The organism is Streptomyces termitum, from assembly GCF_014650175.1.
GTDB classification, from domain to species: Bacteria; Actinomycetota; Actinomycetes; order Streptomycetales; family Streptomycetaceae; genus Streptomyces; species Streptomyces termitum.
Genome location: NZ_BMUL01000008.1, coordinates 216,403 through 243,311 on the forward strand (window position 1 = coordinate 216,403; position 26,909 = coordinate 243,311).

At 74.4% G+C, this 26,909-nt stretch carries 21 protein-coding genes; 12 read left to right on the plus strand and 9 right to left on the minus strand.

What is annotated here, in order from left to right; genetic code table 11:
• Position 1: 1 nt before the first annotated feature.
• The 3 genes from IE219_RS17475 to IE219_RS17485 form a co-directional block, all read right to left on the minus strand.
• Positions 2–895: a geranyl diphosphate 2-C-methyltransferase gene (locus tag IE219_RS17475; RefSeq protein ID WP_373298851.1), complete on the minus strand. Its 894-nt coding sequence runs from the start codon at positions 893–895 to the stop codon at positions 2–4.
• 3 nt (positions 896–898) lie between these two features.
• Entirely contained in the window at positions 899–2,143 is a 1,245-nt protein-coding gene (locus IE219_RS17480) for a family 2 encapsulin nanocompartment cargo protein terpene cyclase (RefSeq protein WP_189978339.1), read from the minus strand.
• Between the two features lie 116 nt (positions 2,144–2,259).
• On the minus strand, positions 2,260–3,669 hold the full coding sequence (locus tag IE219_RS17485; RefSeq protein ID WP_189978341.1) for a family 2B encapsulin nanocompartment shell protein: 1,410 nt from the start codon (positions 3,667–3,669) through the stop codon (positions 2,260–2,262).
• Between the two features lie 553 nt (positions 3,670–4,222).
• On the opposite strand from IE219_RS17485, the gene IE219_RS17490 reads away from it, so the two are divergent.
• Positions 4,223–4,441 carry a heavy-metal-associated domain-containing protein gene (locus IE219_RS17490; RefSeq protein WP_189978343.1) on the plus strand — a complete coding sequence of 73 codons (219 nt, stop codon included), beginning with the start codon at positions 4,223–4,225 and terminating at the stop codon, positions 4,439–4,441.
• A gap of 96 nt (positions 4,442–4,537) precedes the next feature.
• On the plus strand, positions 4,538–4,906 hold the full coding sequence (locus IE219_RS17495) for a BlaI/MecI/CopY family transcriptional regulator (RefSeq protein WP_189978345.1): 369 nt from the start codon (positions 4,538–4,540) through the stop codon (positions 4,904–4,906).
• A 106-nt stretch (positions 4,907–5,012) separates the two neighbouring features.
• Here the strand turns inward: IE219_RS17495 and IE219_RS17500 are convergent, their stop codons facing one another.
• From IE219_RS17500 to IE219_RS17510, 3 genes are read right to left on the minus strand one after another with little or no spacing between them, the layout of a single operon-like run.
• Complete coding sequence (locus tag IE219_RS17500; RefSeq protein WP_189978347.1) at positions 5,013–5,354, minus strand: GNAT family N-acetyltransferase; 342 nt, start codon at positions 5,352–5,354, stop codon at positions 5,013–5,015.
• 46 nt (positions 5,355–5,400) lie between these two features.
• Positions 5,401–10,035 carry a DNA repair ATPase gene (locus tag IE219_RS17505; protein WP_189978349.1) on the minus strand — a complete coding sequence of 1,545 codons (4,635 nt, stop codon included), beginning with the start codon at positions 10,033–10,035 and terminating at the stop codon, positions 5,401–5,403.
• Positions 10,036–10,084: 49 nt separating this feature from the next.
• Positions 10,085–12,082 carry an SPFH domain-containing protein gene (locus IE219_RS17510; RefSeq protein WP_189978350.1) on the minus strand — a complete coding sequence of 666 codons (1,998 nt, stop codon included), beginning with the start codon at positions 12,080–12,082 and terminating at the stop codon, positions 10,085–10,087.
• A gap of 340 nt (positions 12,083–12,422) precedes the next feature.
• Between IE219_RS17510 and IE219_RS17515 the strand changes: the two genes are divergently transcribed.
• The 3 genes from IE219_RS17515 (at position 12,423) to IE219_RS17525 (ending at position 15,164) form a co-directional block, all read left to right on the plus strand.
• Positions 12,423–14,081, plus strand: coding sequence for a SulP family inorganic anion transporter (locus IE219_RS17515; RefSeq protein ID WP_189978564.1), 1,659 nt, complete (start codon positions 12,423–12,425; stop codon positions 14,079–14,081).
• A 175-nt stretch (positions 14,082–14,256) separates the two neighbouring features.
• Positions 14,257–14,679 carry an STAS domain-containing protein gene (locus tag IE219_RS17520; protein ID WP_189978352.1) on the plus strand — a complete coding sequence of 141 codons (423 nt, stop codon included), beginning with the start codon at positions 14,257–14,259 and terminating at the stop codon, positions 14,677–14,679.
• Between the two features lie 134 nt (positions 14,680–14,813).
• Positions 14,814–15,164, plus strand: a complete 351-nt coding sequence (locus tag IE219_RS17525) for an ArsR/SmtB family transcription factor (protein ID WP_189978565.1) — start codon at positions 14,814–14,816, stop codon at positions 15,162–15,164.
• Positions 15,165–15,352: 188 nt separating this feature from the next.
• Here the strand turns inward: IE219_RS17525 and IE219_RS17530 are convergent, their stop codons facing one another.
• The gene (locus IE219_RS17530) at positions 15,353–15,604 is read right to left on the minus strand and encodes a DUF3040 domain-containing protein (protein WP_189978355.1); all 252 of its coding nucleotides are present in this window, start codon (positions 15,602–15,604) and stop codon (positions 15,353–15,355) included.
• 238 nt (positions 15,605–15,842) lie between these two features.
• Between IE219_RS17530 and IE219_RS17535 the strand changes: the two genes are divergently transcribed.
• On the plus strand, positions 15,843–16,823 hold the full coding sequence (locus tag IE219_RS17535; RefSeq protein ID WP_189978357.1) for a sensor histidine kinase: 981 nt from the start codon (positions 15,843–15,845) through the stop codon (positions 16,821–16,823).
• Positions 16,824–16,843: 20 nt separating this feature from the next.
• Here IE219_RS17535 and IE219_RS17540 read toward each other — a convergent pair whose 3' ends face one another.
• Both IE219_RS17540 and IE219_RS17545 read right to left on the minus strand, forming a co-directional pair.
• Positions 16,844–17,233, minus strand: coding sequence for a VOC family protein (locus tag IE219_RS17540; RefSeq protein WP_189978359.1), 390 nt, complete (start codon positions 17,231–17,233; stop codon positions 16,844–16,846).
• Between the two features lie 64 nt (positions 17,234–17,297).
• Positions 17,298–17,906 (minus strand): TetR/AcrR family transcriptional regulator, encoded by a 609-nt coding sequence (locus IE219_RS17545; protein WP_189978360.1) that lies wholly within the window; start codon positions 17,904–17,906, stop codon positions 17,298–17,300.
• 98 nt (positions 17,907–18,004) lie between these two features.
• Here IE219_RS17545 and IE219_RS17550 point away from each other — a divergent pair, with 98 nt between their 5' ends.
• From IE219_RS17550 to IE219_RS17575, 6 genes are all read left to right on the plus strand, one after another.
• Positions 18,005–18,901, plus strand: a complete 897-nt coding sequence (locus IE219_RS17550) for an alpha/beta hydrolase (protein ID WP_189978362.1) — start codon at positions 18,005–18,007, stop codon at positions 18,899–18,901.
• Between the two features lie 965 nt (positions 18,902–19,866).
• Positions 19,867–21,345 (plus strand): sugar transferase, encoded by a 1,479-nt coding sequence (locus IE219_RS17555; protein WP_189978364.1) that lies wholly within the window; start codon positions 19,867–19,869, stop codon positions 21,343–21,345.
• A 76-nt stretch (positions 21,346–21,421) separates the two neighbouring features.
• A complete protein-coding gene (locus tag IE219_RS17560; protein WP_189978366.1) occupies positions 21,422–22,738 on the plus strand; it encodes a nucleotide sugar dehydrogenase in 1,317 nt (438 codons plus the stop codon).
• Positions 22,728–24,020 (plus strand): glycosyltransferase family 4 protein, encoded by a 1,293-nt coding sequence (locus tag IE219_RS17565; protein ID WP_189978368.1) that lies wholly within the window; start codon positions 22,728–22,730, stop codon positions 24,018–24,020. The genes IE219_RS17560 and IE219_RS17565 overlap by 11 nt, the downstream gene beginning before the upstream one ends.
• The gene (locus IE219_RS17570) at positions 24,017–25,393 is read left to right on the plus strand and encodes a YveK family protein (protein ID WP_189978370.1); all 1,377 of its coding nucleotides are present in this window, start codon (positions 24,017–24,019) and stop codon (positions 25,391–25,393) included. Before IE219_RS17565 ends, IE219_RS17570 begins: the two co-directional genes overlap by 4 nt.
• On the plus strand, positions 25,390–26,907 hold the full coding sequence (locus IE219_RS17575; RefSeq protein ID WP_189978372.1) for a Wzz/FepE/Etk N-terminal domain-containing protein: 1,518 nt from the start codon (positions 25,390–25,392) through the stop codon (positions 26,905–26,907). The genes IE219_RS17570 and IE219_RS17575 overlap by 4 nt, the downstream gene beginning before the upstream one ends.
• The last annotated feature ends 2 nt before the right edge of the window (positions 26,908–26,909 follow it).

The window sequence follows — 26,909 nt, forward strand, 5'->3', positions numbered from 1 at the left end:
ATCAGACGCGGTCGGCGGCGATCAGCACGTACTGGAAGGAGCCGTCCTTGTAGGACTCGATGAAGGCCTCCTCGATGCCGGTGACCAGCGAGGAGGTGGCGCGCAGCTCCCAGTAGGGCAGCGTGTCGGGGGTGAGGTCGATGACGGCCTGGGGCACCAGGCGGTTGTCGGCCATGGCCTTGAGGTACTCGCGGCGCGAGTGGATGTTGCACTCGAAGTGGGCGTTGATCTGGGAGACCCACTTGGAGGGCTGGCCGTACTTGGGGTTCCAGCAGCCGGTGATGGTGACGTAGCGGCCGCCGACCTTGAGGAAGCGGGAGTGCTCGGCCATCAGGTCGTCGAGGTCGACGTACATGCTGGACTCGTTGTTCCAGGAGGCCGCGACGGAGCCCTTCTCGAACGGGGTGTCGAGCATGTTGCAGACCTGGGCGCGGACGTGGCCGTCGATGCCCAGTTCCCGCGCGCGGTTGTTGCCGAAGTCGGCCTGGGTGGTGGAGAGCGTGACGCCCTCGACCTTGCAGCCGAAGCGCTGGTGGGCCATGACGCTGGAGCCGCCGCGGCCGCAGCCGGCGTCGACGAGGGTGTCCTCGGCGGTGATGGGGCCGAGGTGGTCGAGGAGGACCTCGGCCTGGGCGGACTCCAGGCGGTGCAGTTCGGCGACGAGCTTCTTCTCGTACTCGCTGTCCTCGGGGCCGCCGAGGGAGGCGTGGTCGACGGCGCCGATGCCGTAGTGGTGGTGGTAGAGGCCGTCCACATCACCGAGGCGCAGGTTCACGGGCCGGGCTTCGGCGTTCCAGTAGCGGGCGATGTCGCCCTGGTACGGGGTGGCCGGGCCGGGGATGAGCGCGGAGGCGGCGTCGGTGGCGGTCAGCTCGGTTGTCACAGGGGAATCCATTTCTTACCAGAAATCGGGCAGGCTGTAGCGGAACGTGTTGGTCTGGTGCCAGTAGTGGTTGCCGTCGACCCAGGTGGCGACGCCCTTGAGGAAGCGCAGCACGGTGGGGACGGGCAGGGCGGCGGCCAGTTCGGCGGCGGCGGCCTCGAAGGCGTGCATGAGGTCGTTGTGGACCTCGACGGCCTTGAGGTAGGCGTCGCGCTCGGAGAGCTTCTCGCGCTCGGCGAGCACCACCGGAAGGTTCAGGTGGACGCCGGGGATGTCGAGTTCCTTGGTGTAGGAGTACAGGTCGTTGACGATGGTGGTCGCGTTGCCCGCGAGGGCGATGACCCGCTGCGTCTCGGGGCGGGCGTGCAGGTCCGCCGGGAGTTCGTAGCCGCCGACGGCGTCGGTGATGGTGGGGCAGGGGCGGAAGTTGTTGAACTGGCGCATGGCCAGGTACTCCCACACCTCCGGCATGTACGAGGTCTCGGTCCAGGCCGCCTCGGCGAGGTAGCCCATGTGGAGCCGGGCCATGTCGTGCCGGAAGCGGTCCGCCTGGGAGGGCGAGGACGCGCGGACGAAGTAGTCCATGGCGGAGCGGTAGGCGCGGCGCGGGGCGTCCGAGCCGAGCGAGTCCGCCCACGCCGGGGCGTACTCCGGGGTGGTGTGGACGGGGTCGAGGGCGGTGTGGGCGAGGAGGAGGCGCCCGCCGAGACCGACCGGGGAGCCGCCGAGGTCCTCGCAGTAGCAGTCGTCGACGGCGTTCTCCGCGACCATGAGCCGGGTGGCGAGCATGAGGTGGTCGACGGTGGGGGCGTCGGGGTGGCAGGCCACCATGTAACGCCCGACGGAGAAGCCGTCGAACTGGCCCTCCCACTCCTCCGGGTAGAGCTGGATCTCGTCGACCGCCCAGTCCTTGATGCGGCGGCTGACCTCCTCGACCCGGACGGGGTCGGGCTCCTGGATCGGGTGGAAGTAGAGGCCGGGGATGGGGTGGCCCTGCTCCGCCGTGGTGGCGGCCGGGTCCGGCGCGGGGGCCGGGTCCGGGAGGGCCGGGGCCTCGGCCCGGCGGGCCAGCGAGACGCTGGTGGCGCCGAGTCCGCTGGGGCCGCCGGGAATCCAGCGCGGCGCCGCCGCCGGCTCGGCCCGCGGCGCGGGCGGCGCGTCGGGCGTGCCGGTGAGGGCCTGGAGGAGGAGGTCGGCGCCGAGGCGGGCCGCCGCGGCGGGCGGGCCCGCCGGGAGGGGGGAGAGCCCGGGGTCGGGCATCCGTAGCTCCTTGCTGCGTGGGTGGGGCCGTCCCGGATCCCGGGCGGGGTGCCCGGGCCGGGTGGGTCCGGGCCGGCGAACCTGCGGACGGGTCCGCCGGGTCCGCCGGGTCCGGGTCAGTCGCGGCGGCGGGCGATCTGCACGTTCTCCATCACGCCGAGCGCGTCGGGCACGAGGACGGCGGCGGAGTAGTAGGTCGTGACGAGGTACGACATGATCGCCTGCTCGCTGATGCCCATGAAGCGGACGGAGAGGCCGGGCTCGTACTCCTCCGGGAGGCCGGTCTGGCGCAGGCCGACGACGCCCTGGTTCTCCTCGCCGGTGCGCATGGCGATGATGGAGCTGGTCTGCTCCTTGGTGATCGGGATCTTGTTGCAGGGCAGGATCGGGACGCCGCGCCAGGCCGGGACGGACTGGCCGCCGAGGTCGACGTGGTCCGGGTAGAGGCCCCGGGCGTTGAACTCGCGGCCGATGGCGGCGATGGTGCGCGGGTGGGCGAGGAAGAGCTTGGTGCCCCGGCGGCGGGAGAGCAGCTCGTCCATGTCGTCCGGGGTGGGCGGGCCGGAGTGGGTCTGGATGCGCTGCTTGAAGTCGGCGTTGTGGAGGAGGCCGAACTCGCGGTTGTTGACGAGCTCGTGCTCCTGGCGCTCGCGCAGGGCCTCGATGGTCAGGCGGAGCTGCTCCTCCGTCTGGTTCATCGGGCCGTTGTAGAGGTCGGCGACGCGGGTGTGGACCTTGAGGATGGTCTGGGCGACGGAGAGCTCGTACTCGCGCGGCTTGAGCTCGTAGTCGACGAAGGCGCCGGGGAGGACGGCCTCGCCGATGTGCCCGGAGGACATGGCGATCTCGGCCTCGCCGTGCTTGTTCTGCGCCTGGTCCGGGAGGCTGCTGAAGGTCTCGATGTGGGCCTGGAGGGCCGGCGAGGAGGCCAGCACGGAGGCGAAGTCCGCGCGGGAGAGGGTGAGCAGGGTGCCGGAGGTCTCGGCGGTGGCCGTGTAGTCCCAGGTGGCGTCGGCGTCCAGCAGGGAGTTCTCGCCGAAGCGGTCGCCGTCGCCGAGGACGGCCACGGCGACGTCGTCGCCGTAGGGGCCCTCGGAGGTCTGGCTGACGCGGCCGTGGGCGAGGAGGTGGATCTCGGAGGCGGCGTTGCCCCGGGTGACGATGATGTCGCCGGCGGAGAAGTCGCGCTGGACGCAGCGGTCGGCGAGCGCGGTGAGGACGTCGATGTCCTCGAAGCCGCGCAGCAGGGCGAGTTCACCGAGCTCGCGGGGGATGACACGGACCGTGGCGCCGTCCTGGACGAACTCCACGCGCCCGTCGCCGACGGTGTAGCTGAGCCGGCGGTTGACCCGGTAGGCGCCACCCTTGGTCTCCACCCAGGGGAGCATGCGCAGCAGCCACCGGGAGGTGATCTCCTGCATCTGCGGGGCGGACTTGGTGGTGGTGGCGAGGTTCCGTGCGGCGTGCGTGCTGAGGGACTGCTGCGGGGGTGCCGCCTGGGCTTCCGGGTTGGTGTCGACGGTCATCGGAGCGGGCTCTCCTTCGAGCAGGGTGTGAACGGGCACGGCGGCACGCCGGTCCGGTCGACGAGGAGGAATGGGGGCGATCTGGTCATCCGTCCAGATCCCGGGGAACAGTAACGGCCCGTCGAAGCTCTCCGCCCGGCGGCGGAGGGGCATTAACTCGATGCGGTGATCTTGGTTCGGGTCCGGTTTGCCCCTCGACCCGGCGACTTTCCGCCATGCGCTCCGGAGGGGTCGGAGGGTGTGGGCCGGTGGAGGCTCCGGGGCCGCTCCGCCACCCGGACGGACCGCACGCTTTCCGGCCAGCTTCGGTACGCCGACGGCACCTTGACAACCTGCCATTCCCGTCACACAAGTCAACGGCGGGCGTCAATCGGGGTTCCGCGGGGCCGGAGGAGCGGCGGCCGGTTCACGCCTCCGCAGGTCGCTATACCCCTGGCAGGTATCTGCAACCCTCGGGAGCCCCTTGCCCGCACCCGGCCCGGCGGGTATACATGAACGCGAGGCACATACCCCCCGGGGGTATGGTTCGACGAGGAACGACACGGAGGTCCCCATGTCCGCGCACTCCACCACCTATCAGGTCGCCGGCGTCAACAGCGGCCACTGCAAGGCGATCGTGAGCGGCGCCCTCCGGGAGCTCGCCGGCGTCGACACCGTGCACGTCGAGATCTCCACCGGCCTCGTCACCGTGCACAGCTCCGCCCCGCTCGACGACGCCGTCGTCGAGGAGACCGTCGAGGACGCCGGCTACGACTACCGGGGCCGCGCCTGAGCACCGCCCGCCGGGCCGCCCGGCCCCGCGACCGGCCCGACTACCATGAAGGCCGGCCGCGGGAGGGCGGCACCTGCGGAGGGGACGGACACGCGCATGCGTCGGCTCGGAGAGCTGGAAGCGGAGATCATGGACCGCTTCTGGCGGTGGCGGCGCCCCGCCACCGTGCGGGAGGTCGTCGACGACCTCAACCTCCACCGCGACATCGCCTACACCACGGTCACCACGGTGACCGGCATCCTCTTCCACAAGGGCCACCTCACCCGGACCCGGGAGGGCCGGATCTGGCTCTACCGGGCCGCCGCCACCCGCGAGGCGTACGCCGCCGCGCTCATGGAGGACGGCCTCGGCGCCGGCGAGGACCGGCCCGCCGTCCTGGCCCGCTTCGTCGAGAACCTCGGCGCCGACGAACTCGGCGCGCTGCGCGCGGCCCTCGACGAGGCCGAGCGGCGGACCGAGGCGTGAACGCGGCGCCCGTCCCCCTCGGCTGCGCCGCCCTCGTCGGCGCCGCCGCGCCGCTGCTGGTGGCCTGTCCGCCGGGCGTCCGAGCCGCCCGGCGGACGGCCGGGGGTCAGCGGCCGAGGCGGGCGTCCAGCCACTGGAGGACCTCGGGGGTGACCGGGTCGGTGAGGTCGGCGAACTCCTCGTGCTTCTTGAGGAACTTGGCGACGTACGGGCAGACCGGCACGATCCGCCTGCCGGTGGCGCGGACGTCGTCGAGGGCGTGCCGGACGAGGATGCCGGCGAGGCCCTGGCCGGCGTAGGCGTCGTCGATCTCGGTGTGGAAGAAGACCCGGCGGTCCTCGCGGTCGCGGAACGAGGTGAAGCCGGCGAGCGCCCCCTCCACCCGGATCTCGTACCGGTGCCGGGCGTCGTCGAGCCGGACGTCGGGGGCGGGGGTCTGCTCGCTCATGGGGCGGCCTTTCGGATCGTGCGGGCGCTGCTGCGGCGGCTCAACCCTACTCCTGGGTAGCCCGGGCACGGAGGGCCGCGAGGACGCGCAGGTCGTGCTCGGCGCCGGTGGGGAGGGTCTGGGCCTCGGCGCGGTAGTGGTCGTCGACGACGGCGGAGAGTTCGGCGTCGTCCATGGCGGGCGAGATGCGGGCGACGATCTTGTTCATGTTGCGGTACGAGCCCTGGAGGCGGAAGGGCGGTTCGGTGCCGGTGCCGGCGCGGGCGGCGGAGTCGATGTAGGCGCGGTTGACGGCGAGGACGGTGGCGCGGGCCGTCAGCAGGTGGCGCAGGACGGCGAGGATCCGGTCGAGTTCGGCCGGCGGGTAGGGGTGGGCGAGGCGCTGCCGGTCGGCCAGCGGGTCACCGGCGGCGAGGCGGGTGAGGAGGTCCACCTCGGCGCGGTCCCGGCCCGCGAGCGGGGCGAGGTCGGGGTGGGAGGTGAGGGCGTTCTCCACGAAGCTGAAGGCGAAGGCGTCCTCCTTGCCGGTGAGGACGTCGCCGAGGTTCCACACGTCGGCGCGGTTGGCGAGCATGTCGGGGATCCGGAAGCGGTCGCCGGTGGAGGTGTGGGGGTTGCCCGCCATGCAGACGGCGAAGCGCTTGCCGCGCAGGTCGTGGCCGCCGAGGGTGCGGGTGGCGTCGCAGAGCGGGATGAAGCGCTGGAGGAACTCGGCCGAGCAGTGCTGGATGTCGTCGACGTACAGCAGCACGTTGTTGGCCGCCTCCAGGGCGAAGGCGATCTTCTCCAGTTCGCGGCGGGCGGCGGCGTCCGGGGCCTCGGCGGGGTCGAGGGAGGTGGTGGCGGTGCCGAGGACGGGGCCGTCGACCTTGACGAGGAGGAGGCCGAGGCGGTCGGCGACGTACTCGACGAGGGTGGTCTTCCCGTAGCCGGGCGGGGAGAGCAGGAGGAGCAGGCCGTGGCTGTCGGCGCGCCGTTCGGCGCCTGCGGCGCCGAGCTGCTTGGCGAGGTTGTCGCCGACGAGGGGCAGGTAGACCTCGTCGACGAGGCGGTTGCGGACGAAGGAGGACATGACGCGGGGGCGGTACTCGTCCAGGCGCAGCCGGGCGCGTTCGGCGGCGACGAGCCGGGCCCGGTGGCGCTGGTGGGTGCGGAAGGCCGGGACCTCGTCGGCGGCGAAGGCGGCGGTGCGGTGCAGGAACTCGTCGAGGCGGAGCGGGAGGGCGCCGCCGCGCAGCCGGGGGTGGGTGCCGAGCAGGCCGGTGACGGTGGCGGTGGTGGCGGCCTCGACGTCGTAGCGGTCGAGGCCGGGGGCGAGTTCGAGGGCGGCGGCCTCGGCGAGGACGCCGTCGGCGGGCGGGGCTCCGGAGGCGGCGGCGTAGGCGTGCAGCCAGCCCTCGACGAGCTGGCGGCGGGCGGCCGGGTCGGGGAGGGCGGCGAGGTCGTCGTCGTACGCCCGCTCCCCCACCGCGCGGCGGAACTTCTCCAGCAGGTCGCGGGCCTCGGCGGAGACGGCGAACCCGGCGGGCGGGGCGGCGAGTTCCTCGACGAGGTACGCGGCGGCGGCCGGGTCGCCGAGCCGTCCGGCCAGCTCCTCCCGCAGGGCGTCGAGGGCGGGGGCGGCGCCGAAGAGGTCGCGGGCGCGGGTGAGGGAGGCGGCGCGGCGGGTCCAGGCGTCGCGGGCCCCGGGGGTGGTGTCGTGGGCCCAGTGGAGCTGGGCGCGGGCGCGGGCGGTACCGGGGTGGCGGAGGGTTCCGGCGCCGTCGTGGAGCCGGAGGAGCGTGGTGAGGATCGCGGTGGCGTCGTGGTCGTGGACGCCGCGCTCGTATCCCTCGTCGTGGGCGGTGCCGGCGGCCTCGCGGACGACGGCGGCCAGGCCGGGGCCGTGGGCGGCGAGGGCGGCGGCGCCGTGGGCGGCGAGGAGCCGGGCGGCGAGGTGCTCGGAGCGGTAGACCGCGGGTGATTCGGAGGGCAGGACGCGGTCCTGGTGGGGGCGGGTGCGCAGGAGGTCGGGGTCGGTGACGGGGCGGCGGTAGTCGGTGCCGGTGAGGACGAGGGCGAGGGTGTCCTCGTGGGGGACGAGGGTGAGTTCGGGGGTGTGGCGCTGGACGGCGAAGCGGTGCCGGCCGAGACGGAGGGTGTCGCCGCCGTCGGCGTACAGCTCGGTGCGGTCGCGCAGGGCGCGGGCGGCCTCCTGGCGGGCGGCGGTGAGGCGGCCCTCCAGTTCTCCGGCGCGGACCTGGTCGCCGAGGGCGCGGAGTTCGTCGGCGGTGCGGCGGACGCGGCCGACCATGGGGTCGGAGGCGAAGTGGGCGTGGACGTCCTCGTCGGTGTCGAGGCGGGCGGCGCGGCGGGCGACGGCGTCGAGGATGCGGTCGGCGGCCTCGGTGAGGCGGGCGGCGCGGCGGGCGCGGGCGTCGGTGAGCTGCCGGCGGCGGGTGGTGAGGGCGTCGTGGATCTCGGTGCGCCGGTCGGCGAGTTCGGTGAGGAAGCCGTCGTGGTCGGCGAAGCGGGTTTCGAGGTTCTCCAGTTGGAGGAGGAGGGCGGCGAGGCGGCCGTCGCACTCCTCGGGGGTGTCGGCGGCGGCGAGGGCGGCGGTGACGGCCTCGGTGAGGAGGGCGGACTCGGCGGTGAAGGCGGCCCGGCCCTCGCGGTCGAGGAGTTCGGCGCGGCGGGCGGTGAGGCCGGCGCGGGCGCGGTTGAGGGCGCCGAGGGCGTCGGCGACGCGTTCGAGGATGGTGGTGCGTTCGGTGGCGTCGGCGATGTCGAGGCCGGTGACGACCTCGCTGAGGGTGCGCAGGCCGTGGGTGTGGCCGTCGAGGCGTTCGGTGAGGGCGGTGACGGCGGCGACGGTCTCGGCGGCGGCCGTGTCGGCGGTGAGGCGGGCGGCCTCGGCGGCGTGGTCGGCGAAGGCGTCGGGGCGGCCGAGGAAGGCGACGGCGCGGCGGCCGGCGGTGGCGAGTTCCTCCTCGGCGCGCAGGGCGAGGGCGTCGACGGCCCCGGTGTCGGCGTGGCGGAGGTCCTTGACGGTGAGGAGGCGGCCCTGGGCGCGGCGGAGGCCGGTGAGGCGGTCGATCCAGTCGGCGGCGGTGGCGGGGGTCTCGCCGCGGAGCTGCCGGGTGAGGCGGAGGAGGTCGCGTTCGGCGTCGGCGAGGGCGTCGGCGGCGCGGGCGGTGAGGGCGGTGACGGTGGCGAACTCGGCGAGGACCTGTTCGGCGGTGGCGCGGAGGGCGGCGAGCGGGGCGGCGAGGTCGCCGGTGCCGGGGTCGGCGAGCCAGTGGTGGGTGTCGGCGGCGCGGTCGCAGGCGGCGCGGAGTGCTTCGTACACCTCGCCGGTGGGGGTGGTCTCGGTGGCCTGGCGGGCGATGGCGAGGCAGTCGGAGACGCCGCGGACGAGGTCGGCGTTGCCGATGCGGGCGAGGGGCCCTTCGCCGGCGGGGGCGGCGTGGACGTCGGCGGCGAAGGGGGTGCGCCAGAACTGGACGGGGTGGACGCGGCCGGGTTCGGTGCCGCTGCCGCGCAGGACGGCCATGGTGCCGTCGTCGAGGAGGGCGTGGCCGCGGCCGGTGACGGGGCGGGTGATCTCCTCGCGGACGCGGTCGTAGGCGAGGAGCAGGGTGCGGCCGTCGTCGGGGGAGCGGAAGGCGTAGAGGACGTCCTCGCCGTGCGGGGAGGTGCGGGTGGCGTCGTGGGCGAGGCCGGTGGTGTCGGTGTCGAAGGTGCGGACGGTGCCGTCGGCGAGGCAGTAGCCGCCGGGGAAGACGACGCCCCGGTCGTCGGGGAGGCGGAGGCAGGCGAGGCCGAGGGCGTCGAGGCGGACGACGGTGCCGGTGAGGGCGTTGTGGACGAGGTGGCGGGTGGTGTCCTCGCGGTAGGGGCGGACCCGGAGGAGGGTGAGGGGGCCGACGGCGGCGTGGGCGATCTCGGCGTCGGCGAGGGACTGGAGGGGTTCGTCGACGGGTTCGGAGTGGATGCCGTCGGGGGTCTCGGTGTCGTCGGCGGTCTTGACGGTGAGGGTGCCGCCGACGGTGGAGACGTACAGCCGGCCGCCGAGGGAGACGTGGGGGTGGCGGCCGGGGACGTGGTCGTCGCGGCCGGCCTCGGTCCAGGCGAGGTCCTGGCCGGCGGGCGGGGCGAGGTCGCGGTCGCCGCGGGCGTCGAGGAAGCGGCAGTCGCGGCCGGGGCCGGTGGACCAGCGCAGGACGCGCAGGTCGTCGGCCTTGGCGCCGGTGCGGAAGACGGCGAGGAGGCGGCCTTGCGCGCGGTGCAGGCGGACCAGGCGGGCGGCCCGGTAGTAGCGGTGGAGGGCGGTGAACTCGCGGACGAAGCCGGGGTCGTCGAGGAGTCCGGGGAGGGTGTCCTCGGGGAGCCGGTCGAGGTCGGGGTCGTGGAGGGAGAGGACGTCCGCGACGCGGGGTTCGGCGGTGGTGCCGGGGGGCCGGGTGCGGCCGACGAGGAGGAGTCCGCCGACGGCGACGACGTCGGTGAGGACGCAGGGCGCCTCGGTGCGGAGCTGCGCGGTGCCGGTGAGTTCCAGTTCGCCGGTGCCGTAGAGGCGGGTGCGGGCGCGGTTGAGCTCCTCGGCGCGGGCGGCCAGTTCGGCGGCCTGGGCCGTGAGCCGGTCGCGCAGCACCCCGTACGCGTCCTCGTCGACGCCCTGCCGGGTGTCCGTGGTGGTCATGTCGTCGTGCCCCTCTCCGTTCCGTCCTCGTCCGCTCCCCCGGCGCCGGTCAGGCGGTGGGTTCCGGGGCGGGGGCGGGCACGGGGGCGGGCCGGTCGAGGGCGCCGGAGTTCATGACCTTGGCGAGGAGGGTGGAGACGCTGAGGTTCTGGACGTCGGCGGTGGAGAGGGAGGAGAGGACGCGGGTGAGGTCGTCGGTGAAGGGGCGTTCGCCGTTCAGCCAGGGGCCGGCGAGCGCGCGGGCGGTGTCGGAGTGCTCGACGAAGCCGTCGACGGAGCGGCCGAGCGAGACGGAGCCGACGAGGCGGTCGAGGAAGACGGACTCGCCTCCGACGATGTTGATGTCGGCGTTCTCCAGGCCGGTGGCGAGGACGGTGGCCTGGGCCTCGGCGACCTGCCGCTGGACGTCGAGTCCGGCGAGCCGGATGTCCTTCTCGGCCTCCAGGCGCAGGCGGTACTCCTCGTGGGTACGGGACGCCTCGTCGAAGGCGGCGACGGCGACGGCCTTCTGGTGCAGGCCCTCGGCCTCGGCCTTGAGCTTCTCGCCGATGGCGGTGGCCTCGGCGAGCGCCTTGGCCCGCAGGCCCTCGGCCTCGGCGCGCAGGCGGGCCTCGGTGGCGTCGGCCTCGGCGCGGCCGGCCTTCTCGATGGCGTCGGCCTCGCGCTCGCGGACCTGGGCGGCGGCGAGTCCTTCGGCGGCGGCCTCGGCCTGGGCGCCCTCGGCGAGGCGGATCCGGGCGCGGGCGTCGAGGTCGGCGGCCTTGATGCGGGCCTCGGCCAGGGTCAGTTCCTCGGCGGCGCGGTGGACGGCGGCCTGTTCGGCGGCCTCGGCGGCCTTGATGTCCTTGACGAGCCGCTCCTGGGCCTGGGCCTCGGCGGCGATGACGAGGGCCTGGCGCTCGCGCTCGGCCTCCTCGACGGCGCGGAGCCGCTTGATGGACTCCTCCTGCTCGGCGACGGTGCGGTCGACGGCGACCCGCTCGCGGATGACCTCGGCGATCTCGCGGCGCTCGGCCTCCAGCTCCTTCTCGGCGGAGATGCGGGTGAGGCCGGTCTCGCGGTCGCGGGCGATGACCTCCAGGACGCGGTCCTTCTCGATGCGCTCGTTCTCGACGGCGATGACGCGCTCGCGGTTCTTCTGGGCGACGGCGACCTCGCGGGCCTGGTTCTCGCGCTGGACGCCGAGCTGCTCCTCGGTGCGCAGGAAGGCGCTCTGGGCGCGCAGCCGCTCCTCCTCGACGACCTTCGCGGTCTCGGCCTCCTCGCGGGCGCGGACGGTCTCGATCTCGCGCTTCTGCTTGATCTCGGCGTCCGCCTGGCGGCGCTCCAGTTCGAGGATGGCCTCGCGGGCGTCGACGTCCTGGCGGGTGATCTCCTTCTCCTCGTTGCGGCGGAGTTCGTTGGTGCGGACGTTCTCGGCGGCGGTGAGTTCGGTGATCTTGCGGATGCCCTGGGCGTCGAGGATGTTGCCGGCGTCGAGCTGGGCGAGCGGGGTCTGCTCCAGGTGGTCGATGGCGGCGTCCTCCAGGCTGTAGCCGTTGAGGTCGATGCCGATGAGCTCGATGATCCGGAAGCGGAGTTCCTCGCGCTTGGTGTAGAGGTCGGTGAAGTCCATCTGCTTGCCGACGGACTTGAGGGCCTCGGAGAACTTGGCGTTGAAGAGTTCCTGGAGGGTGCCCTGGTCGCTGGCGCGGGCGGTGCCGATGGCCTGGGCGACCTTGATGACGTCCTCGACGGTCTTGTTGACGCGGACGAAGAACGAGATGCGGATGTCGGCGCGGATGTTGTCGCGGCAGATGAGGCCGTCGCGGCCGGTGCGGGAGATCTCGATGGTCTTGACGGAGATGTCCATGACCTCGGCCTTGTGGAGGACGGGGAGGACGACCTGGCCGGTGAAGGTGACGTCGACCTTGCGCATCTTGGAGACGATGAGCGCCTTGCCCTGTTCGACCTTGCGGAACAGCCGGCCGAGGGCGAGGACGGTCGCCACGGCGGCGATGAGCAGGACGGCGATGAGCACGCCGAGGCCCGAGGTGAGGGCGTCCATGAGAATGTCTCCTTCCGGTACCCGGCATCGCCCGGATCGACGAGACCGCGTCAGGGGCATACTTCCGGGTGGGCGGGGTGGGTCGCACTGCCGGTCTCCGGCAGTGTTGACGACTTCTTGATGCCGGGTGGTTCCATCCCGCAACGATCACGGGACTCCATGAATTGCATAATTCTGCAATTACATACATGATGTATTGGCTGTGTTCGCAGGTGTGGGCGCCCGGTCGGAGATCCGCGGGCAGTGAGGAGAGTGCGCGACCGTGTCGGTTCCGCCGTACCTGACCGCCGTGACGAGGGGGATCGGAGCACTGCTCCCCCGCCGCGCCGACCTCACCGCCATGACCCGCGACCCCCGCCGCGACCTGCTCGCCGGACTCACCGTCGCGATCGTGGCCCTGCCGCTGGCCCTCGGCTTCGGCGTCTCCTCCGGCCTCGGCGCCGAGGCCGGCCTCGCGACCGCCGTCGTCGCGGGCGCCCTCGCCGCCGTCTTCGGCGGCTCGAACCTCCAGGTGTCCGGGCCGACCGGCGCCATGACGGTGGTCCTCGTCCCGATCGTCGCGCGGTACGGCCCCGACGGCGTCCTCATGGTCGGACTGCTGGCCGGTGTCCTCGTCGTCGCCCTCGCCCTCCTCCGCGCCGGCCGGTACATGGCGTACGTCCCGGCCTCCGTCGTGGAGGGCTTCACCCTCGGCATCGCCCTCGTCATCGGCCTCCAGCAGGTCCCGCACGCCCTCGGTGTCCCCCAGCCCGAGGGGGACCGGGTGCTGGTGGTGACCTGGCGGGCCGTCGAGGAGTTCGTCCGCTCCCCGCACTGGGCGGCGCCCGCGCTCGCCCTCGGCGTCGCCGCCCTCATGCTGGCCGGTGCCCGCCTGCGGCCCGCCGTCCCCTTCTCGCTGGTCGCGGTCGCCGCCGCGACCCTCGCGGCGCAGCTCCCGGTCTTCGACGGCGTCACCGCGATCGGGGCGCTGCCGGCCGGACTGCCCGCGCCCTCCCTGGCCTTCTTCGATCCGTCCGCGCTGGGCTCGCTGCTCGCCCCGGCGGTCGCCGTGGCGGCGCTGGCCGCCCTGGAGTCCCTGCTGTCGGCACAGGTCGCGGACGGCATGACCGTGGGGCAGAAGCACGATCCCGACCGGGAGCTGTTCGGCCAGGGCCTGGCGAACCTGGCCGCGCCGCTGTTCGGCGGCGTCCCGGCGACCGGCGCCATCGCCCGTACCGCCGTGAACGTCCGGACCGGCGCCTCGTCCCGGCTCGCCGCCCTCACCCACGCCGCCGTCCTCGCGGTCATCGTCTTCGCCGCCGCCCCGCTGGTCTCCCGCATCCCGCTGGCCGCGCTCGCCGGTGTGCTGCTCGCCACCGCCGTCCGCATGGTCGAGGTCGGCTCGCTGCGCGCCATGGCGAAGGCCACCCGCTCCGACGCCCTCGTCCTGGTCCTCACCGCCGCCGCCACGCTCGCCCTCGACCTGGTGTACGCGGTGATCATCGGCCTCGTGGTGGCCGGGGCGCTGGCGCTGCGGGCGGTGGCCCGGCAGGCCCGGCTCGCCGAGGTCGACTTCCGCGCCGACCTGCCCGGCGAGCACGCCGACGAGGAGCACGCGCTGCTGGCCGAGCACATCGTGGCGTACCGGATCGACGGCCCCCTCTTCTTCGCCGCCGCCCACCGCTTCCTCCTGGAACTGGCCGAGGTCGCCGATGTCCGCGTGGTCATCCTGCGCATGTCGCACGTGACGACCGTGGACGCCACCGGCGCGCTCGTCCTCAAGGACACCGTGACGAAGCTGAACCGGCGCGGCATCGCCGTCCTGACCTCCGGCATCCGGCCCGACCACCGCAAGGCACTCGACTCCGTCGGCGCGCTGGACCTGCTGCGCCGGGACGGGCGGGAGTACGCGACCACCCCGGAGGCCATCGCCGGGGCCCGCGCCCACCTCCAGGGCGCCGGACTCCTCGCACCGGACCCGGCGCCCGCCGGGCCGGGCGTCGCGGAAGCGGTCCGCTGACCGTGAGGGGGGTGGCGGCGGGTACGGCCCCGGGGGCGGACGCCTCCGGGGGCGGGGAGCCGCTTCGGCCCGGGGCCCGGGACAGACCTCCGCGCGGGCTTTCGCGCGGACCGACCGACACACAGCACCGGACCCGCTCCCGACGCGGGCCCGGACAGGGACGAAGGCGACGAGCATGACCATCGAATGGCGGTACAGCACCCACCCCGACCTGGGCGTTCTCTCCCTCGCCGGGTTCCTGGGCGCGGACGCGGTCGGCCGCTTCGACGGCGCCGTCGGCTGGGTCCTCGCCCGGGGCACCGGGCCGGTCGTCCTCGACCTGACCGCGCTGCGCGGCTGGTCCGCCGGGGGCCAGCTCGCGGTGGCGGAGGCGGCCCGGCGGCTCGCCGCCGAGGGACGCGGTCTCGAACTCGCCGCGATCCCCGCCGACGGCTCCCTCGTCCCCGTCGGCGACCATCCCGAGCTTCCCGTCCACCCCACCCTGGAGGCCGCGCTCGCCGCCCACCGGGGCGGCGGGGAGGAGCAGCGGGAGTGGCGCAGCGACGCCTGGCCGGGCGAGGCGGTCGGGGCCCGCGGGGCGGGTGGGGTACGGGACTGACCGCCCCGGGCCGTCCCCCGGGGGCGGAGGAGCGAGGATGGTGCCATGGTCACGACGGTCACGACTTCCGGATGGACGACATGCACACGACGGGTAGCTCCCGGGGCCGCGCCCCGCGCGCGGCGGTGGGCACGGTGAGCGCGCCGCTCTACCAACTGAAGGCCGAGTTCTTCAAGACGCTCGGGCACCCGGTCCGCATCCGCGTCCTGGAGCTGCTGAGCGTCCGGGAGCACGCCGTCTCCGAGATGCTCGCCGCGATCGAGGTCGAACCCGCGCACCTGTCCCAGCAGCTGGCCGTGCTGCGCCGGTCCAATCTGGTCGTCACCCGCCGCGAGGGCTCCGGGGTGTACTACTCACTGGCCGACCCCCGGGTCTCGGAGCTGCTCGCGGTGGCGCGGGCGATCCTCTCCGGCGTCCTCGCCGGACAGGCCGAACTCCTCGCCGATCTGCGGGCCGCCGGACCGGTGGTGCCGCCGCCCGCCTGACGGCGGGCCCGGGACGGCGTCCGTCCCCGTCCCGGATGGACAGCGACCCACGGGACGGGGGCGGACGCCTGCTTCTTCCCTCCGGGCGTGCCCGCAGGACGCGCCCTCTTCTTCCTCCCCGCGTGCCCGGGGGAGGTCAGGGCGTGGCACGGAGCGGCGTCACGGGGGGGGGCGTCACGGGGGCGGCGTCACGGGGGCGGGAAGCGGTCGGCCGCCAGGCCCGCCAGGACCAGGCCGGCGGCGATCAGCAGGCCGTGCGGCAGGACGACGCCGCAGGCCAGGAGGGCGAAGGCGGCGGCGAGCAGGGCCCAGGCGCGGACCGGGCGTTCCTCGCGCGGACGCCGGGGGCGGCCCGCCGCCAAGGCCCGGACGAAGCCGGGGTCGTCACGGCGCAGCCGGTCCTCGATGGCGCCGAGGCGCTCCTCCTCGGTTCCGTACACGGCTCCTCCCTCGGGTCGGGGTGCGATCAGGGGTCGGGGTCGGGGCGAGCTCGGGGCGGGCGCCGGGACGGCACCGGCCCAGGTCACTCCACCGTCGCCCGGCACCGGGGTCCGCCACCATCGGGGGCACCACCCATATCCGGCGGTCCCGGCGCGCCGCGCCGAATGGGTGGGGTCCCCGATGGACTCCGGACGGCCGCCCGGCCCACCCTGGAAGAGAAGGAGGAGGTGGTGCGCGGTGCCCTTGTTCTGGCGGATCTTCCTGCTCAACGCCGTGGTGCTGATCGCGGCGACCGCCCTGCTGCTCGGACCGGTCACGGTCTCCACGCCGGTCCTGCTGACCGAGGCGTCGGTCCTCGCGGCCGGGCTGGCCGCGATGCTCGTCGCCAACGGCGTGCTGCTGCGCGTCGCCCTCGCCCCGCTCCAGCGGCTCGGCCGGGCCATGACCGCCACCGACCTGCTGCGGCCGGGCGCCCGCGCCGCTCCCGGGGGCCACGGCGAGGTCGCCGAACTGATCACCGTCTTCAACGCGATGGTCGACCGGCTGGAGGCCGAGCGGGCCGCCAGCGCCGCCCGCGCGCTCTCGGCGCAGGAGGCCGAGCGGCACCGGATCGCCCAGGAGCTCCACGACGAGATAGGCCAGACCCTGACCGCGGTCCTCCTGGAGCTCCGGCGGGTCGCCGACCACGCGCCGCCCGTCGTACGGGAGGAACTGAGCGACGTGCAGGAGACCACCCGGTCCAGCCTCGACGAGATCCGCCGCATCGCGCGCCGGCTCCGCCCCGGCGTCCTGGAGGAGCTGGGCCTGGCCAGGGCCCTCAAGGCGCTCGCCGCCGAGTTCAACGGCCCCGGTCTGACCGTGCGGCACCGGGCCGGGGCCGATCTGCCGCCGCTGGGCCAGGAGATCGAACTCGTCCTGTACCGGGTCGCCCAGGAGGCCCTGACGAACGCCGCCCGGCACTCCGGGGCCCGTACCGTCGAGCTCTCCCTCCGCCGGGTCGCCGGCGGGGTGGAACTGCGGGTGCGGGACGACGGGCGGGGCCTCGGCGGCGCCGCCGAGGGCGCCGGGCAGCGCGGGATGCGCGAGCGGGCCCTGCTGGCCGGCGCGGACCTCGCCCTCGGCGCCACCCCCTCGGGCGGCACCGAGGTCCGGCTGACCGTCCCGGTGGGCCCGGCCGGGACGGCCGCCCCTCCCCTCCCGCCGGGGACCGCGCGGTAGCCGGGGGCCGTGGGACGGGGTCAGGGACGGGCGGGGGTGCGGGCGTGGTCCTCGTCGCCCCGCAGGACGCAGAACTCGTTGCCCTCGGGGTCGGAGAGGACGGCCCAGCCGGTGCCGTCGGGGTTGCGGTGGTCGGCGACGAAGGCGGCGCCGAGGGCCAGGAGCCGTTCCACCTCGCGGTCGCGGGAGGTGTCGGGGCGCAGGCACAGGTGGATCCGGTTCTTGACCGTCCTGGCCTCGGGGACCTGGTTGAAGTAGAGCACCGGCCCCTCCCCCAGGGGCACCTGGGTCTCCCGGTCCCCCGGCCGGTTGTCCGGGTCGAGCGGCCGGCCGGTCACCTCGCTCCAGAACCGCGCCAGGCCATAGGCGTCCGCGCAGTCGATCGCCACGTTCTGCACCACTGAGATCATGCGCGCGAGCCTGCCCGATCCCCGGCCGGGACGCCACCTCCCCGGCTCCGGGGCGGGGCCGGGGCTACCGGGGAGCGAAGCCTCGTTCGAGGGCGTCGAGGGCCTGCCCGACGGTGGTCTCGACGCTCCGGCGCACCCCGGCGGGTTCCGTCCCGTCGAGGAGGCCCCGTTGGAGGAGGTCGTGGCGGAGCAGCAGGACGCCGACGGCGAGGGCCGCCCAGGGGGGCGATCCGGCGGCCTCGGCGAGGGGCTCCCGCCAGGACCTGAGGATCGCGGCGCGGCGGGTCCGGAGGGTCGGCGAGTCCTCCTCGCAGCGGGCCCAGACCCGCATGGCCTCCCAGGTCCCGGGGGTGGTGCCGTCCCACGGGCAGGGGGCGGCGAGCAGCGGGGAGCCGAGGACGAGCGGCCGGAGCGCGGCGGTCGCGGACGCCGTCCCGCGCCGCCGGAGGGCGTCGGTGAGCGCGTCGAGGACGAGCGGTTCGGCGTCGAAGAACAGGTCCTCCTTCGCGGCGAAGTAGTTGGTCACCGTCTTCACGGAGACGTCCACCGCCTCCGCGATCCGCGCCAGGGTGACGTTCTCGAAGCCGTCGCGCTCGAACAGCCGGGTCGCGTGGTCGGAGATGCGCTGCCGGGTCTCGGCCCGCTTCCGCTCCCTTATTCCCTTGCCTTCCATGAAGGAAAACTTACCATCATGGAAGATTCCTGTCGCCGCACCGCGGCCGCGCGGATCCACCCCGGCCCCCGCCCCCTGGAAGGAACCCCGAAGGAACCATGGACGGCACCCTCCTGCGCCTCACCGAAGGCCGCTTCACCTCGTCGGCGGTCGGCCGCGAGGTCGACCATCTGGCCCTCGCCCCGGCCGACCTGTCCGAGGGCGAACGGCTCCCTCTCGTCCTCCACCTCCACGGCGCCCTGTCGTCGGCGGCCTCACTGGAACGCGCGCGCCCCCTCTACGAGGACCTGTTCCGGCGCGGCGCCTTCCCCCGGGCCGTCGTCGCCTGCGTGAGCACCCCGACGTCGGGCGGCTTCTACCTCGACCGGCCGGACGGGGGCGCGTGGGAGACGCTGGTGGCCGACGAGTTCCCGGCCCGGCTCGCCGAGCGGTACGGGGCGTTCACCGCGACGGCCCTCGTCGGGGCGTCCATGGGAGGTTACGGAGCCCTCAAGGCGGCCTTCGGCGCTCCGGAGCGCTTCGCCGCCGTCGCCGCGGTCTCCCCGGCCGTCTTCCCCGGCGAAACGCCCGACGGAGTCCCGTCGGCCAACCTCCCTTCCCTACTGGGCGAGTTGCACCGGGACATGGGGGGCGGCACCGGCGATCCGGAGGCGTACGCCCGCGTGTCGGCGCAGGGGCGGGCCCGCCGGAACGCCGGCCGGATCCGGGCCGCCGGGCTTCGGGTGCTGATCGACTGCGGCGCCGCCGACGAGTTCCTCCTGCACGAGGGGGCCGCCCATCTGCACGCCGTTCTCGACGAGTTGGGCATCCACCACGTGTTCCGTCTCGTCGCGGGGGCGGGGCACCTGGGGCCCGAGGCCGAGATCCGCACCCGGGAGGCGATCCGGTTCGCCGGGGCCGCGATCGGCGCTCCCGCCGGAGGGGACCACGAAGAAGACCGAGAAGACCAAGAAGGCCGAAACCCTGCGATCGTGACCGAAACACCGCTCCGGTAGCGCTAATTCCGGCCGCGCGCGGCATCAGGACCTTCCTTCCGGTGGCTCAACTAAGGCTGCCGCGCGGCGACTTCGGCGGTGACTGCGGGAGGCCCGGCACGGATCCCGCCGGGCGCTCCCCCGCCGAGGCGCCGGAACCCTCCGGGCGCGCCCGCGAGCCGCGTCCGGACGGGCCTGTGGGCCTCCGTCCGGGGCGCGGCGGGCCCTCCTACCGGCCCCGGAGCGCCGGTCCGGCCTCCCCTCCGCCGACGGCCGTTCCGTCCCCTCGCCCACCCGCCGCGCCCACCCGTCGCGGTCCGGGGCGCGGGCGTCCCGCCCTCCCCGTCGCAAGCCGCTGACCTGCGGGGTGCCGACCGCCGGCGCGGCGCCTCTCCACGGTTTCCCCACACAGGGGAAGCGCTTCCACTTACGCGGGACCGGTCGAACATCAGCGCTTGGCGTGAATATGCCTGCGCGCTATGACTAATTGCTATGCTCACGCATTTCCCCCTCCGTGTGTTATCCCGAAGAAATCGCCTTGACCTGCATAAACAGGCGAGCTGGAGGGGGCCGGAACCCCTTGGGTCACGCAATGGCCAGAAGGCAACCATGCGCAATCACCGATCGGTTCATACGACCGCAAAGAGCGAGCACAGATTTCACACATTCCCTCTTCATCTCGGCTCCGCATGCTCTAGATTGACCGTGCTTCAGATGTTCGGACATGAGGTGACCACTCATGATCTATGGGTCCAGCGCTACAGAAAACCGGTAGTCACACCCCCCGCGCGGGTCGCGGGGCGATCGATCTCGGGGGCTCCGCGAGGGCCCGGGTGCGGGGAGCACCCGGGATTCCGGCGGACCTCCGCGTACCTCGAAAAGTCCGCCGAAGCAGTCGGGACGCCATGCGCCGGGGAGGGGCGTGGGCTCCCGGGGGGAGTCGTGGGGCGAACACATCGAACCACTGGGGATCTGGGGGGAGTTCTGTGCGGCAAGGGGGAGTAGTCAGCCCGCTCCCGTCGACGCCTGGGCGTCCGGCGGACGAGACGATCGACCGGTCCGTGACCGACTGGGAACAGCGCTACCGCCGTATCGTGATCATCGGCGACACCGCGGCCACCGCCCTCGTGGTGGCCTCCATAGGAGAGTTCTTCGGAGCCAGGGACGCCGCCAACTGGCACGAGAAATGGGGCATCCTCGCCTTCTGCACCGAGCTCCTCGTGCTGGGGGCGCTCGCGGTGAGCAGGGCATGGGCCCCGGCCGTCCTCGGCCAGGGCGCCGAGGAATTCCGCCGGCTCGGCCGCTCCCTGTTCACGGCGACCGTCGTCCTGGCACTCGGCGGAATAGCCCTCACCTCGCGCAACATCAAACTCTGGATCTTCGTCGCGATCCCCGCGATCGCGCTCGTCACCATGACCGTGCGGTACCTGCTCCGCCTCTGGCTGCACAAACAGCGGAAAGAGGGCCGCTGCCTGCGGCCCGTGCTCGCCGCCGGAAGCCCGGACACCGTGCGCGACCTCATCGACCGGACCCGCCGGTTCCCGCACATCGGCTGGCGGATCGACGCCGTGTGCACGACGGACGGCCACGGCCCCGAGGACGACCGGATCGACGGCGTGCCCGTCGTCGGACCGCTCGCGGACGTCGCCGGGCACGTCCGCCGCGACGGCTACCGCGTCGTCGCCGTCACCCCCGACCCGCACTGGTCGCCCGACCGGCTGCGCCGGCTCGCCTGGAACCTGGAGGGCAGCGACGCCGAGATGGTCGTCGCCCCCGTCCTCATGGAGGTCGCCGGCCCCCGGCTGCACGTCGACGCGGTGCTCGGCATCCCGCTGCTGCGCGTCAGCATGCCCGCCTTCACCGGAGGCCGGCGGGCCGTCAAGGGAGTCGTCGACCGGCTGGGCGCCGCGGTGCTGCTCGTCCTCTTCGCACCCGTCCTCGCCGCCGTCGGCCTGCTCGTCCTGCTCGACAGCCGGGGCGGGGCCTTCTACCGGCAGCGCCGGGTCGGCAAGGACGGCCGCGAGTTCACCATCCTCAAGTTCCGCACCATGGTCGTCGGAGCCGACCGGGCGCGCGACGCGCTGGCCGACCTCAACGAGGGCGCCGGACCCCTCTTCAAACTCCGCCGGGACCCGCGGGTGACCCGGGTGGGAGCCGTGCTGCGCCGGTACTCCCTCGACGAACTCCCGCAACTCTTCAACGTGCTGGCCGGATCGATGTCGCTCGTCGGTCCGCGCCCGCCACTGCCGGAGGAGTCCGCCGCCTACGGCCCGGACATCCGGCGGCGCCTGCTGGTCAAGCCCGGCCTCACCGGCCTGTGGCAGATCAGCGGACGCAGCGACCTGCCGTGGGAGGAGGCGGTCCGCCTCGACCTGCGGTACGTGGAGGACTGGTCGCTCGCCCTCGACACGGTGATCTTGTGGAAGACGCTGCGCGCGGTCTTCTACGGGCAGGGGGCCTACTGATGCGCGGGGAGCGGCGGCACACCGCCGGCGTTCGGACGGCAGGCCGCGAGGGCCTGCCCGGGGGGAGGAACGGGTCATGAGAATCAGCGTGTTCGGGCTCGGCTACGTGGGCTGCGTGTCGGCCGCGTGCCTGGCCGGCATGGGACACGAGGTCATCGGGGTCGACGTCAACCAGGTCAAGGTGGACCTGGTCAACGACGGCAAGGCCCCGGTGGTCGAGGAGGGCATCGGCGAACTCGTCGCCGAGGTCGTGCGGACCGGGGCTCTGCGCGCCACCCGGGACGTCCGCGAGGCCGTCGAGGGCAGCGAGATCTCCCTCGTCTGCGTCGGCACGCCCTCGGCGGCCAACGGCAGCCTGGACACCGCCTACCTGGAACGGGTCACCGAGGAGATCGGCGCCGCGCTCGCCGAGCGCGGCGGACGGCACACCGTCGTCTTCCGCAGCACCATGCTCCCCGGCACCTGCCTGAACCTGCTGGTGCCCCTCCTGGAGAAGGCCCTGGGCGGCACCGTCGGCGTCGACGTCGACGTCGCGGTCAACCCGGAGTTCCTGCGCGAGGGCACCAGCGTCAAGGACTTCTTCGACCCGCCCAAGACCGTCATCGGCGAACTCGGCCCGAACGGCGGCGACATGGTCGCCGCCCTCTACGAAGGACTGCCCGGCGAGGTGTTCCGGGTGCCGGTCCCCACCGCCGAGGCCATCAAGTACGCGGACAACGCCTTCCACGGCCTCAAGATCGGCTTCGCGAACGAGCTCGGCGCCGTCTGCCAGGCCCTCGGCGTCGACTCCCACCAGGTGATCGACGTCTTCCTCGCCGACCGCAAACTCAACATCAGCCCCGCCTACCTGCGGCCCGGCTTCGCCTTCGGCGGCTCCTGCCTGCCCAAGGACCTCCGCAGCCTGGTCCACGCCGCGCGGCGGGCCGACGTGTCGGTGCCCATCCTCGCCCACGTCCTCGCCTCCAACGCCGACCACCTCCAGCGCGCCGTCGACCTCGTCGAGCGCACCGGAAAGCGCCGGGTCGGCCTCTTCGGGCTCTCCTTCAAGCCCGGCACCGACGACCTCCGCGAGAGCCCCCTCGTCGAACTCGCCGAACGCCTCTTCGGCAAGGGCTACGACCTGCGGATCTACGACGCCAACGTGCACCTCTCGCGGCTCCTCGGCGCCAACCGCGACTACATCGAGTCCCGGCTGCCGCACCTCGCGCAGCTCCTCACCGACTCCGTCGACGACGTGCTGGACCACGCCGAGGTGTGCCTCGTCGGCACCCGGGACCCCGCCGTCCTCGCGGCGCTCCCGCACGGCGACGGCCCCGTCATCGTCGACCTCGTCCGCCTCCCCGACGCCGACGCGCGCCGGACCGAACCGGGATACATGGGCCTTGCTTGGTGACACGACCGGCGGCGGGCGGCACGGCCGGCGCGCGCTGATCCTGGTGGAGAACCTGTCCGTACCCTTCGACCGGCGGGTGTGGCAGGAATGCACGACCCTGCGCGACGCGGGCTGGGAGGTGCACGTCGTCTGCCCGCGCGGCGGCAAGCGGGACACCGAGGCCGAGGCCGTCATCGACGGGATACGCATCCACCGCTACCCGCTGCGCGCCGCCACCGGCGGCCCCGCCGGCTACCTGCGGGAGTACGGCGCCGCGCTGTGGCACACCGCCCGGCTGGCCCGGAAGGTCGGACCCGTCGACGTGGTCCACGCCTGCAACCCGCCCGACCTGCTGTTCCTGCCCGCCCTGTGGCTCAAGCGGCAGGGCGCGCGGTTCGTCTTCGACCAGCACGACCTGGTGCCCGAGCTGTACCTCTCCCGCTTCGACCGGGGCAAGGACCTCCTCTACCGGGGCGTGTGCGCGCTGGAGCGGATGACCTACCGGGCCGCCGACGTCGTGATCGCCACCAACGAGAGCTACCGGGACGTCGCGGTCCGGCGCGGCGGCAAGCGGCCCGAGGACGTCTTCGTCGTGCGCAGCGCGCCCGACACCGACCGCTTCCGGCCCGTGCCGCCCGAGCCCGAGCTCAAGCGCGGCCAACCGCACCTGCTGTGCTACCTCGGCGTCATGGGCCCGCAGGACGGCGTCGACTACGCCCTGCGCGCCCTCGCCGCGCTGCGCGACAAGGTCGGACGCACCGACTGGCACGCGGTGTTCGTCGGCGCCGGCGACACCTTCGACGCCATGGTGGAGCTGTCCCGGCGGCTCGGCCTCGCCGACCGGGTGGAGTTCACCGGCCGCGTGCCCGACGCCGACCTCGTGCGGTACCTGTCCACCGCCGACGTGTGCCTCTCCCCCGACCCGCGCAACCCGCTCAACGACGTGTCGACCATGAACAAGGTCCTGGAGTACATGGTGATGGGACGGCCCATCGTCTCCTTCGACCTCAAGGAGGCCCGCGTCTCCGCCGGCGAGGCCGCCCTCTACACCTCCGCCGACGACGAGGGAGAGTTCGCCGAGCTGATCGCGCGGCTCCTCGACGACCCGGAACTGCGGGCCCGGATGGGGAAGGCCGGACAGGAGCGGGTCGAGGGGCCGCTCTCCTGGCGCAACTCGCAGACCGCGCTGCTCGCCGCGTACGAAGCCGCCTACGCGGCCGTCCGCGGTGCGGTGCCCGGAGCCGCCCGCCGGGGCCGCCCGGCGGGCGGACGGAAGCGGCCGGGGACGGGGCCGCGCCGTTGAGCGACGACACCATACGGCTGGTCACGCTCGGACGGATCGTCCGCCGCCGCGGCCGGCTGCTGCTCCTCCTCGCCCTCGCCGGCGCCCTCGCCGGCTACGGCGCCTCCCTGCTGTTCCCGCCCCGGTACACGACCTCCGTGTCGGTGCTGCTGCCGGGCGCGTGGGAGGAGCGCGAACTGCTCACCCAGGCACAGGTCGCGACCAGTTCGGTGGTGCTCGACCGCACGGCGGGCGCGCTCGGCCCGGACGGCACCGACGGCGAGGAGCTGAAGGACCGGGTGACCGCCGAGATCGCCGACGGCAACATCATCAGGATCACGGGCACGGCCGACAGCCCGGAGAAGGCCCAGCGGCTCTCCGACCGGACGGCCCGGGAGTTCATCGCGTTCACCACCCGGATCCTCGGCAACGGCGCCGACCCCGAGGCGACGACGCGGCTCGACGCGCTGCGGCAGACCGTGGAGCGGACCAGCCGCCGCGTCACCGAACTGGCCGACGCCGCCGACCCGGGACGGACCGTGGAGAGCGTGCAGGCCCGCACCGAGCTGGAGAAGCTGCGGACCGCGCTGCACGACGCCGTCACCAAACTGGACCAGGCCGACCCCGCCGCCGGCCGGACCGGCCGGACGTCCCTGGTCGTCATGGGGGCGGCGGCCCGGCCGACCGGCGAGGCACCGCCGACCCGGATCCAGCTCGTCGCCGCCGGGGCGCTGCTGTTCTTCCTGCTCGCGGTCGGCGGGCACCTCGCCGCCGCCCGGGTCAGCCGCCGGCTGCGCACCGAGCCGGAGATCGCCGCCGCGCTGGGCACCGCGCTCCTCGGCACCGTCGAGGTGCCCGCCGACCGGTCCGCGGACCGGTCGGCGGGCGGCGGCCCCGGGGCCGTGCTGCGGCGACTGCTCGGCACCGACACCCGGTGGGACGTGCCCGCGCCGAAGGCGTCCGGCGGCGAGGCCGACCGGCGGGTCCGCTACCGGCGGGTGTCGGCCCGGCTCCGCAACCGGCTGCCCGTCCCCGGACCGCTGCTCGTCGTCGTCCCCGAGGGCGACGCGACCGGCCGCCGGGCCGCCGGGCTGCTCCTCGCCGAGACCGGGGAGGAGCTGACCGCGCGGGTGGCGGAGGTGCCGGTGGGCCGGCCGATGGTCCCGGACCGCGACGGCGAGTCGGGCGCCCTGGTCGTGCTCGGCGCGGGCCAGTGGACCGGCTCCGAACTGACCGCCGTCGCCGAGGCGTGCGCGGACGCCGGACACGAGCTCGTCGGCGTCGTCGTCGCCGGGCAGGTCCGGGAGCGCGCGGCGCGCCCCGCCCGGCGGTCCCGGTCCTCCGCCGCACCGGCGGCCCCGGTGGGCGACGACACGAAGGAAGGTGCGCGGTGACGACCCGTACGGCATCGGACGCACCGGACGCGCCCCTCCTCGACCTGCAGACGCTGGTCGTGGCGGTGCGCAGACGGCGGCGGCTGTGGGGCTCGCTGGCGGTGCTCGGGCTGCTGCTCGGCGCGGCGGTGGCGGTGCTGCTGCCCGCGCCGCCGACGGCGGTGACCAAACTGCTGGTCGCGCACCAGGAGGACCAGCCGAACGACCCCGGGACGCTGATCCGCACCGACGTGGCGCTGCTCCAAACCACGCGGATCGCCGGGGACGCCCTGAAGGCCCTGAACTCCCCCGACGTACCGGAGGAGTTCATGCGGGAGTACGAGGGCGCCGGGCTGACCAACAACGTGCTCCAGATCACCGTGACCGGGAAGGACGACGCGGAGGCGGTGGCCCGCGCCCAGGCGCTGGCCGACGCCTTCATCGCCGACCACCTGCGGCGGATCAAGGAGGTCACGGACGCCGAGACCAAGGCGCTGACCGCCCAGCGCGACCGGCTGCGGGGCGAACTCGCCCGGGTCAACGAGGAGATCGGGAAGGCCGGGCCGCGCGGCGACGGGAAGTCGTCGGCGGACATGGAGTCCCTCTTCTCCCGCCGGGCCGAACTCTCCTCCCGCGTCTCCGACTTCGAGCAGCGCGCCACGGAGGCCCGGATCGGCACGCCCCGGCTGCTGGCCGGCACCCAGATCGTGGACGCGCCGCGCGCGGTGCGGCGCTCGCTGCCCCGGACGCTCGTCACCGACGCCCTGATCGGGCTCGTCCTCGGGCTGGCCCTGGGGCTCGCGGTGACCGCCGTCGGCACGGTGGTCGCGGACCGGCCGGTGCTGCGCCGGGAGATCGCGCGACACCTCGGCGCCTCGGTCGTCGCCGAGCTGCCGCACCGGTCGGCCGGGCGGTGGCGGCGCCGGCGGAGCCGGGAGGAGCGGGCCCGGCTCACCGCCTCGCTGGCCCGGATCGTGCGCGGCTCCTCGGAGCCGGTGTCGCTGCTGGAGCTGGGGTGCGTCCGGGAGACCGGGGCGCTCGCCCTGGACCTGGCGGGGACGCTGGAGCAGGAGGGGCCGGTGGTCGTCGTGGACGGGCTGCCGGGGGTGCCGCTGGCCGGGCGTCCGGCGCGGGCGGACGGGGTGTCCGTGGTCGGCGGCGAGCGGGCGGCGGACGTGCCGCACCACAAGCGCCGGCTGGGCGTGGGGTCGGTGGCGCCCGGCGCGGTGTGGAACGACCTGCCGTACCTGGGCGCGCGGGCCCTGCTGGTGGTGCGGGCCGGGCACGGCAGCACGGCCTGGCTGCACACGGTGGCGCGGCACCTCGCGGAGCAGCGGGTGCCGGTGGCCGGTGTGGTGCTGGTGGACCCCGATCCGCGGGACCGGACCGACGGCACGCTGTGGGACGGGGCGCCGGCGGTGCCGCGCGGCCGCGGGGAGGGGCCGGTCCGGCAGGCGGGACCGGGGAGGCGGCGCGCGGAGCGGCTGCCGATGTGGGCGACGACGGCGCCGGACGGCGACCAGGAGGCACGGTAGGA

What these genes read in the sequence shown, in the direction of transcription:
- IE219_RS17475 (WP_373298851.1), bottom strand. Translation starts at nt 895, where the DNA reads ATGGATTCCCCTGTGACAACCGAGCTGACCGCCACCGACGCCGCCTCC.
- IE219_RS17480 (WP_189978339.1), bottom strand. Translation starts at nt 2,143, where the DNA reads ATGCCCGACCCCGGGCTCTCCCCCCTCCCGGCGGGCCCGCCCGCCGCG.
- IE219_RS17485 (WP_189978341.1), bottom strand. Translation starts at nt 3,669, where the DNA reads ATGACCGTCGACACCAACCCGGAAGCCCAGGCGGCACCCCCGCAGCAG.
- IE219_RS17490 (WP_189978343.1), top strand. Translation starts at nt 4,223, where the DNA reads ATGTCCGCGCACTCCACCACCTATCAGGTCGCCGGCGTCAACAGCGGC.
- IE219_RS17495 (WP_189978345.1), top strand. Translation starts at nt 4,538, where the DNA reads ATGCGTCGGCTCGGAGAGCTGGAAGCGGAGATCATGGACCGCTTCTGG.
- IE219_RS17500 (WP_189978347.1), bottom strand. Translation starts at nt 5,354, where the DNA reads ATGAGCGAGCAGACCCCCGCCCCCGACGTCCGGCTCGACGACGCCCGG.
- IE219_RS17505 (WP_189978349.1), bottom strand. Translation starts at nt 10,035, where the DNA reads ATGACCACCACGGACACCCGGCAGGGCGTCGACGAGGACGCGTACGGG.
- IE219_RS17510 (WP_189978350.1), bottom strand. Translation starts at nt 12,082, where the DNA reads ATGGACGCCCTCACCTCGGGCCTCGGCGTGCTCATCGCCGTCCTGCTC.
- IE219_RS17515 (WP_189978564.1), top strand. Translation starts at nt 12,423, where the DNA reads ATGACCCGCGACCCCCGCCGCGACCTGCTCGCCGGACTCACCGTCGCG.
- IE219_RS17520 (WP_189978352.1), top strand. Translation starts at nt 14,257, where the DNA reads ATGACCATCGAATGGCGGTACAGCACCCACCCCGACCTGGGCGTTCTC.
- IE219_RS17540 (WP_189978359.1), bottom strand. Translation starts at nt 17,233, where the DNA reads ATGATCTCAGTGGTGCAGAACGTGGCGATCGACTGCGCGGACGCCTAT.
- IE219_RS17545 (WP_189978360.1), bottom strand. Translation starts at nt 17,906, where the DNA reads ATGGAAGGCAAGGGAATAAGGGAGCGGAAGCGGGCCGAGACCCGGCAG.
- IE219_RS17550 (WP_189978362.1), top strand. Translation starts at nt 18,005, where the DNA reads ATGGACGGCACCCTCCTGCGCCTCACCGAAGGCCGCTTCACCTCGTCG.
- IE219_RS17560 (WP_189978366.1), top strand. Translation starts at nt 21,422, where the DNA reads ATGAGAATCAGCGTGTTCGGGCTCGGCTACGTGGGCTGCGTGTCGGCC.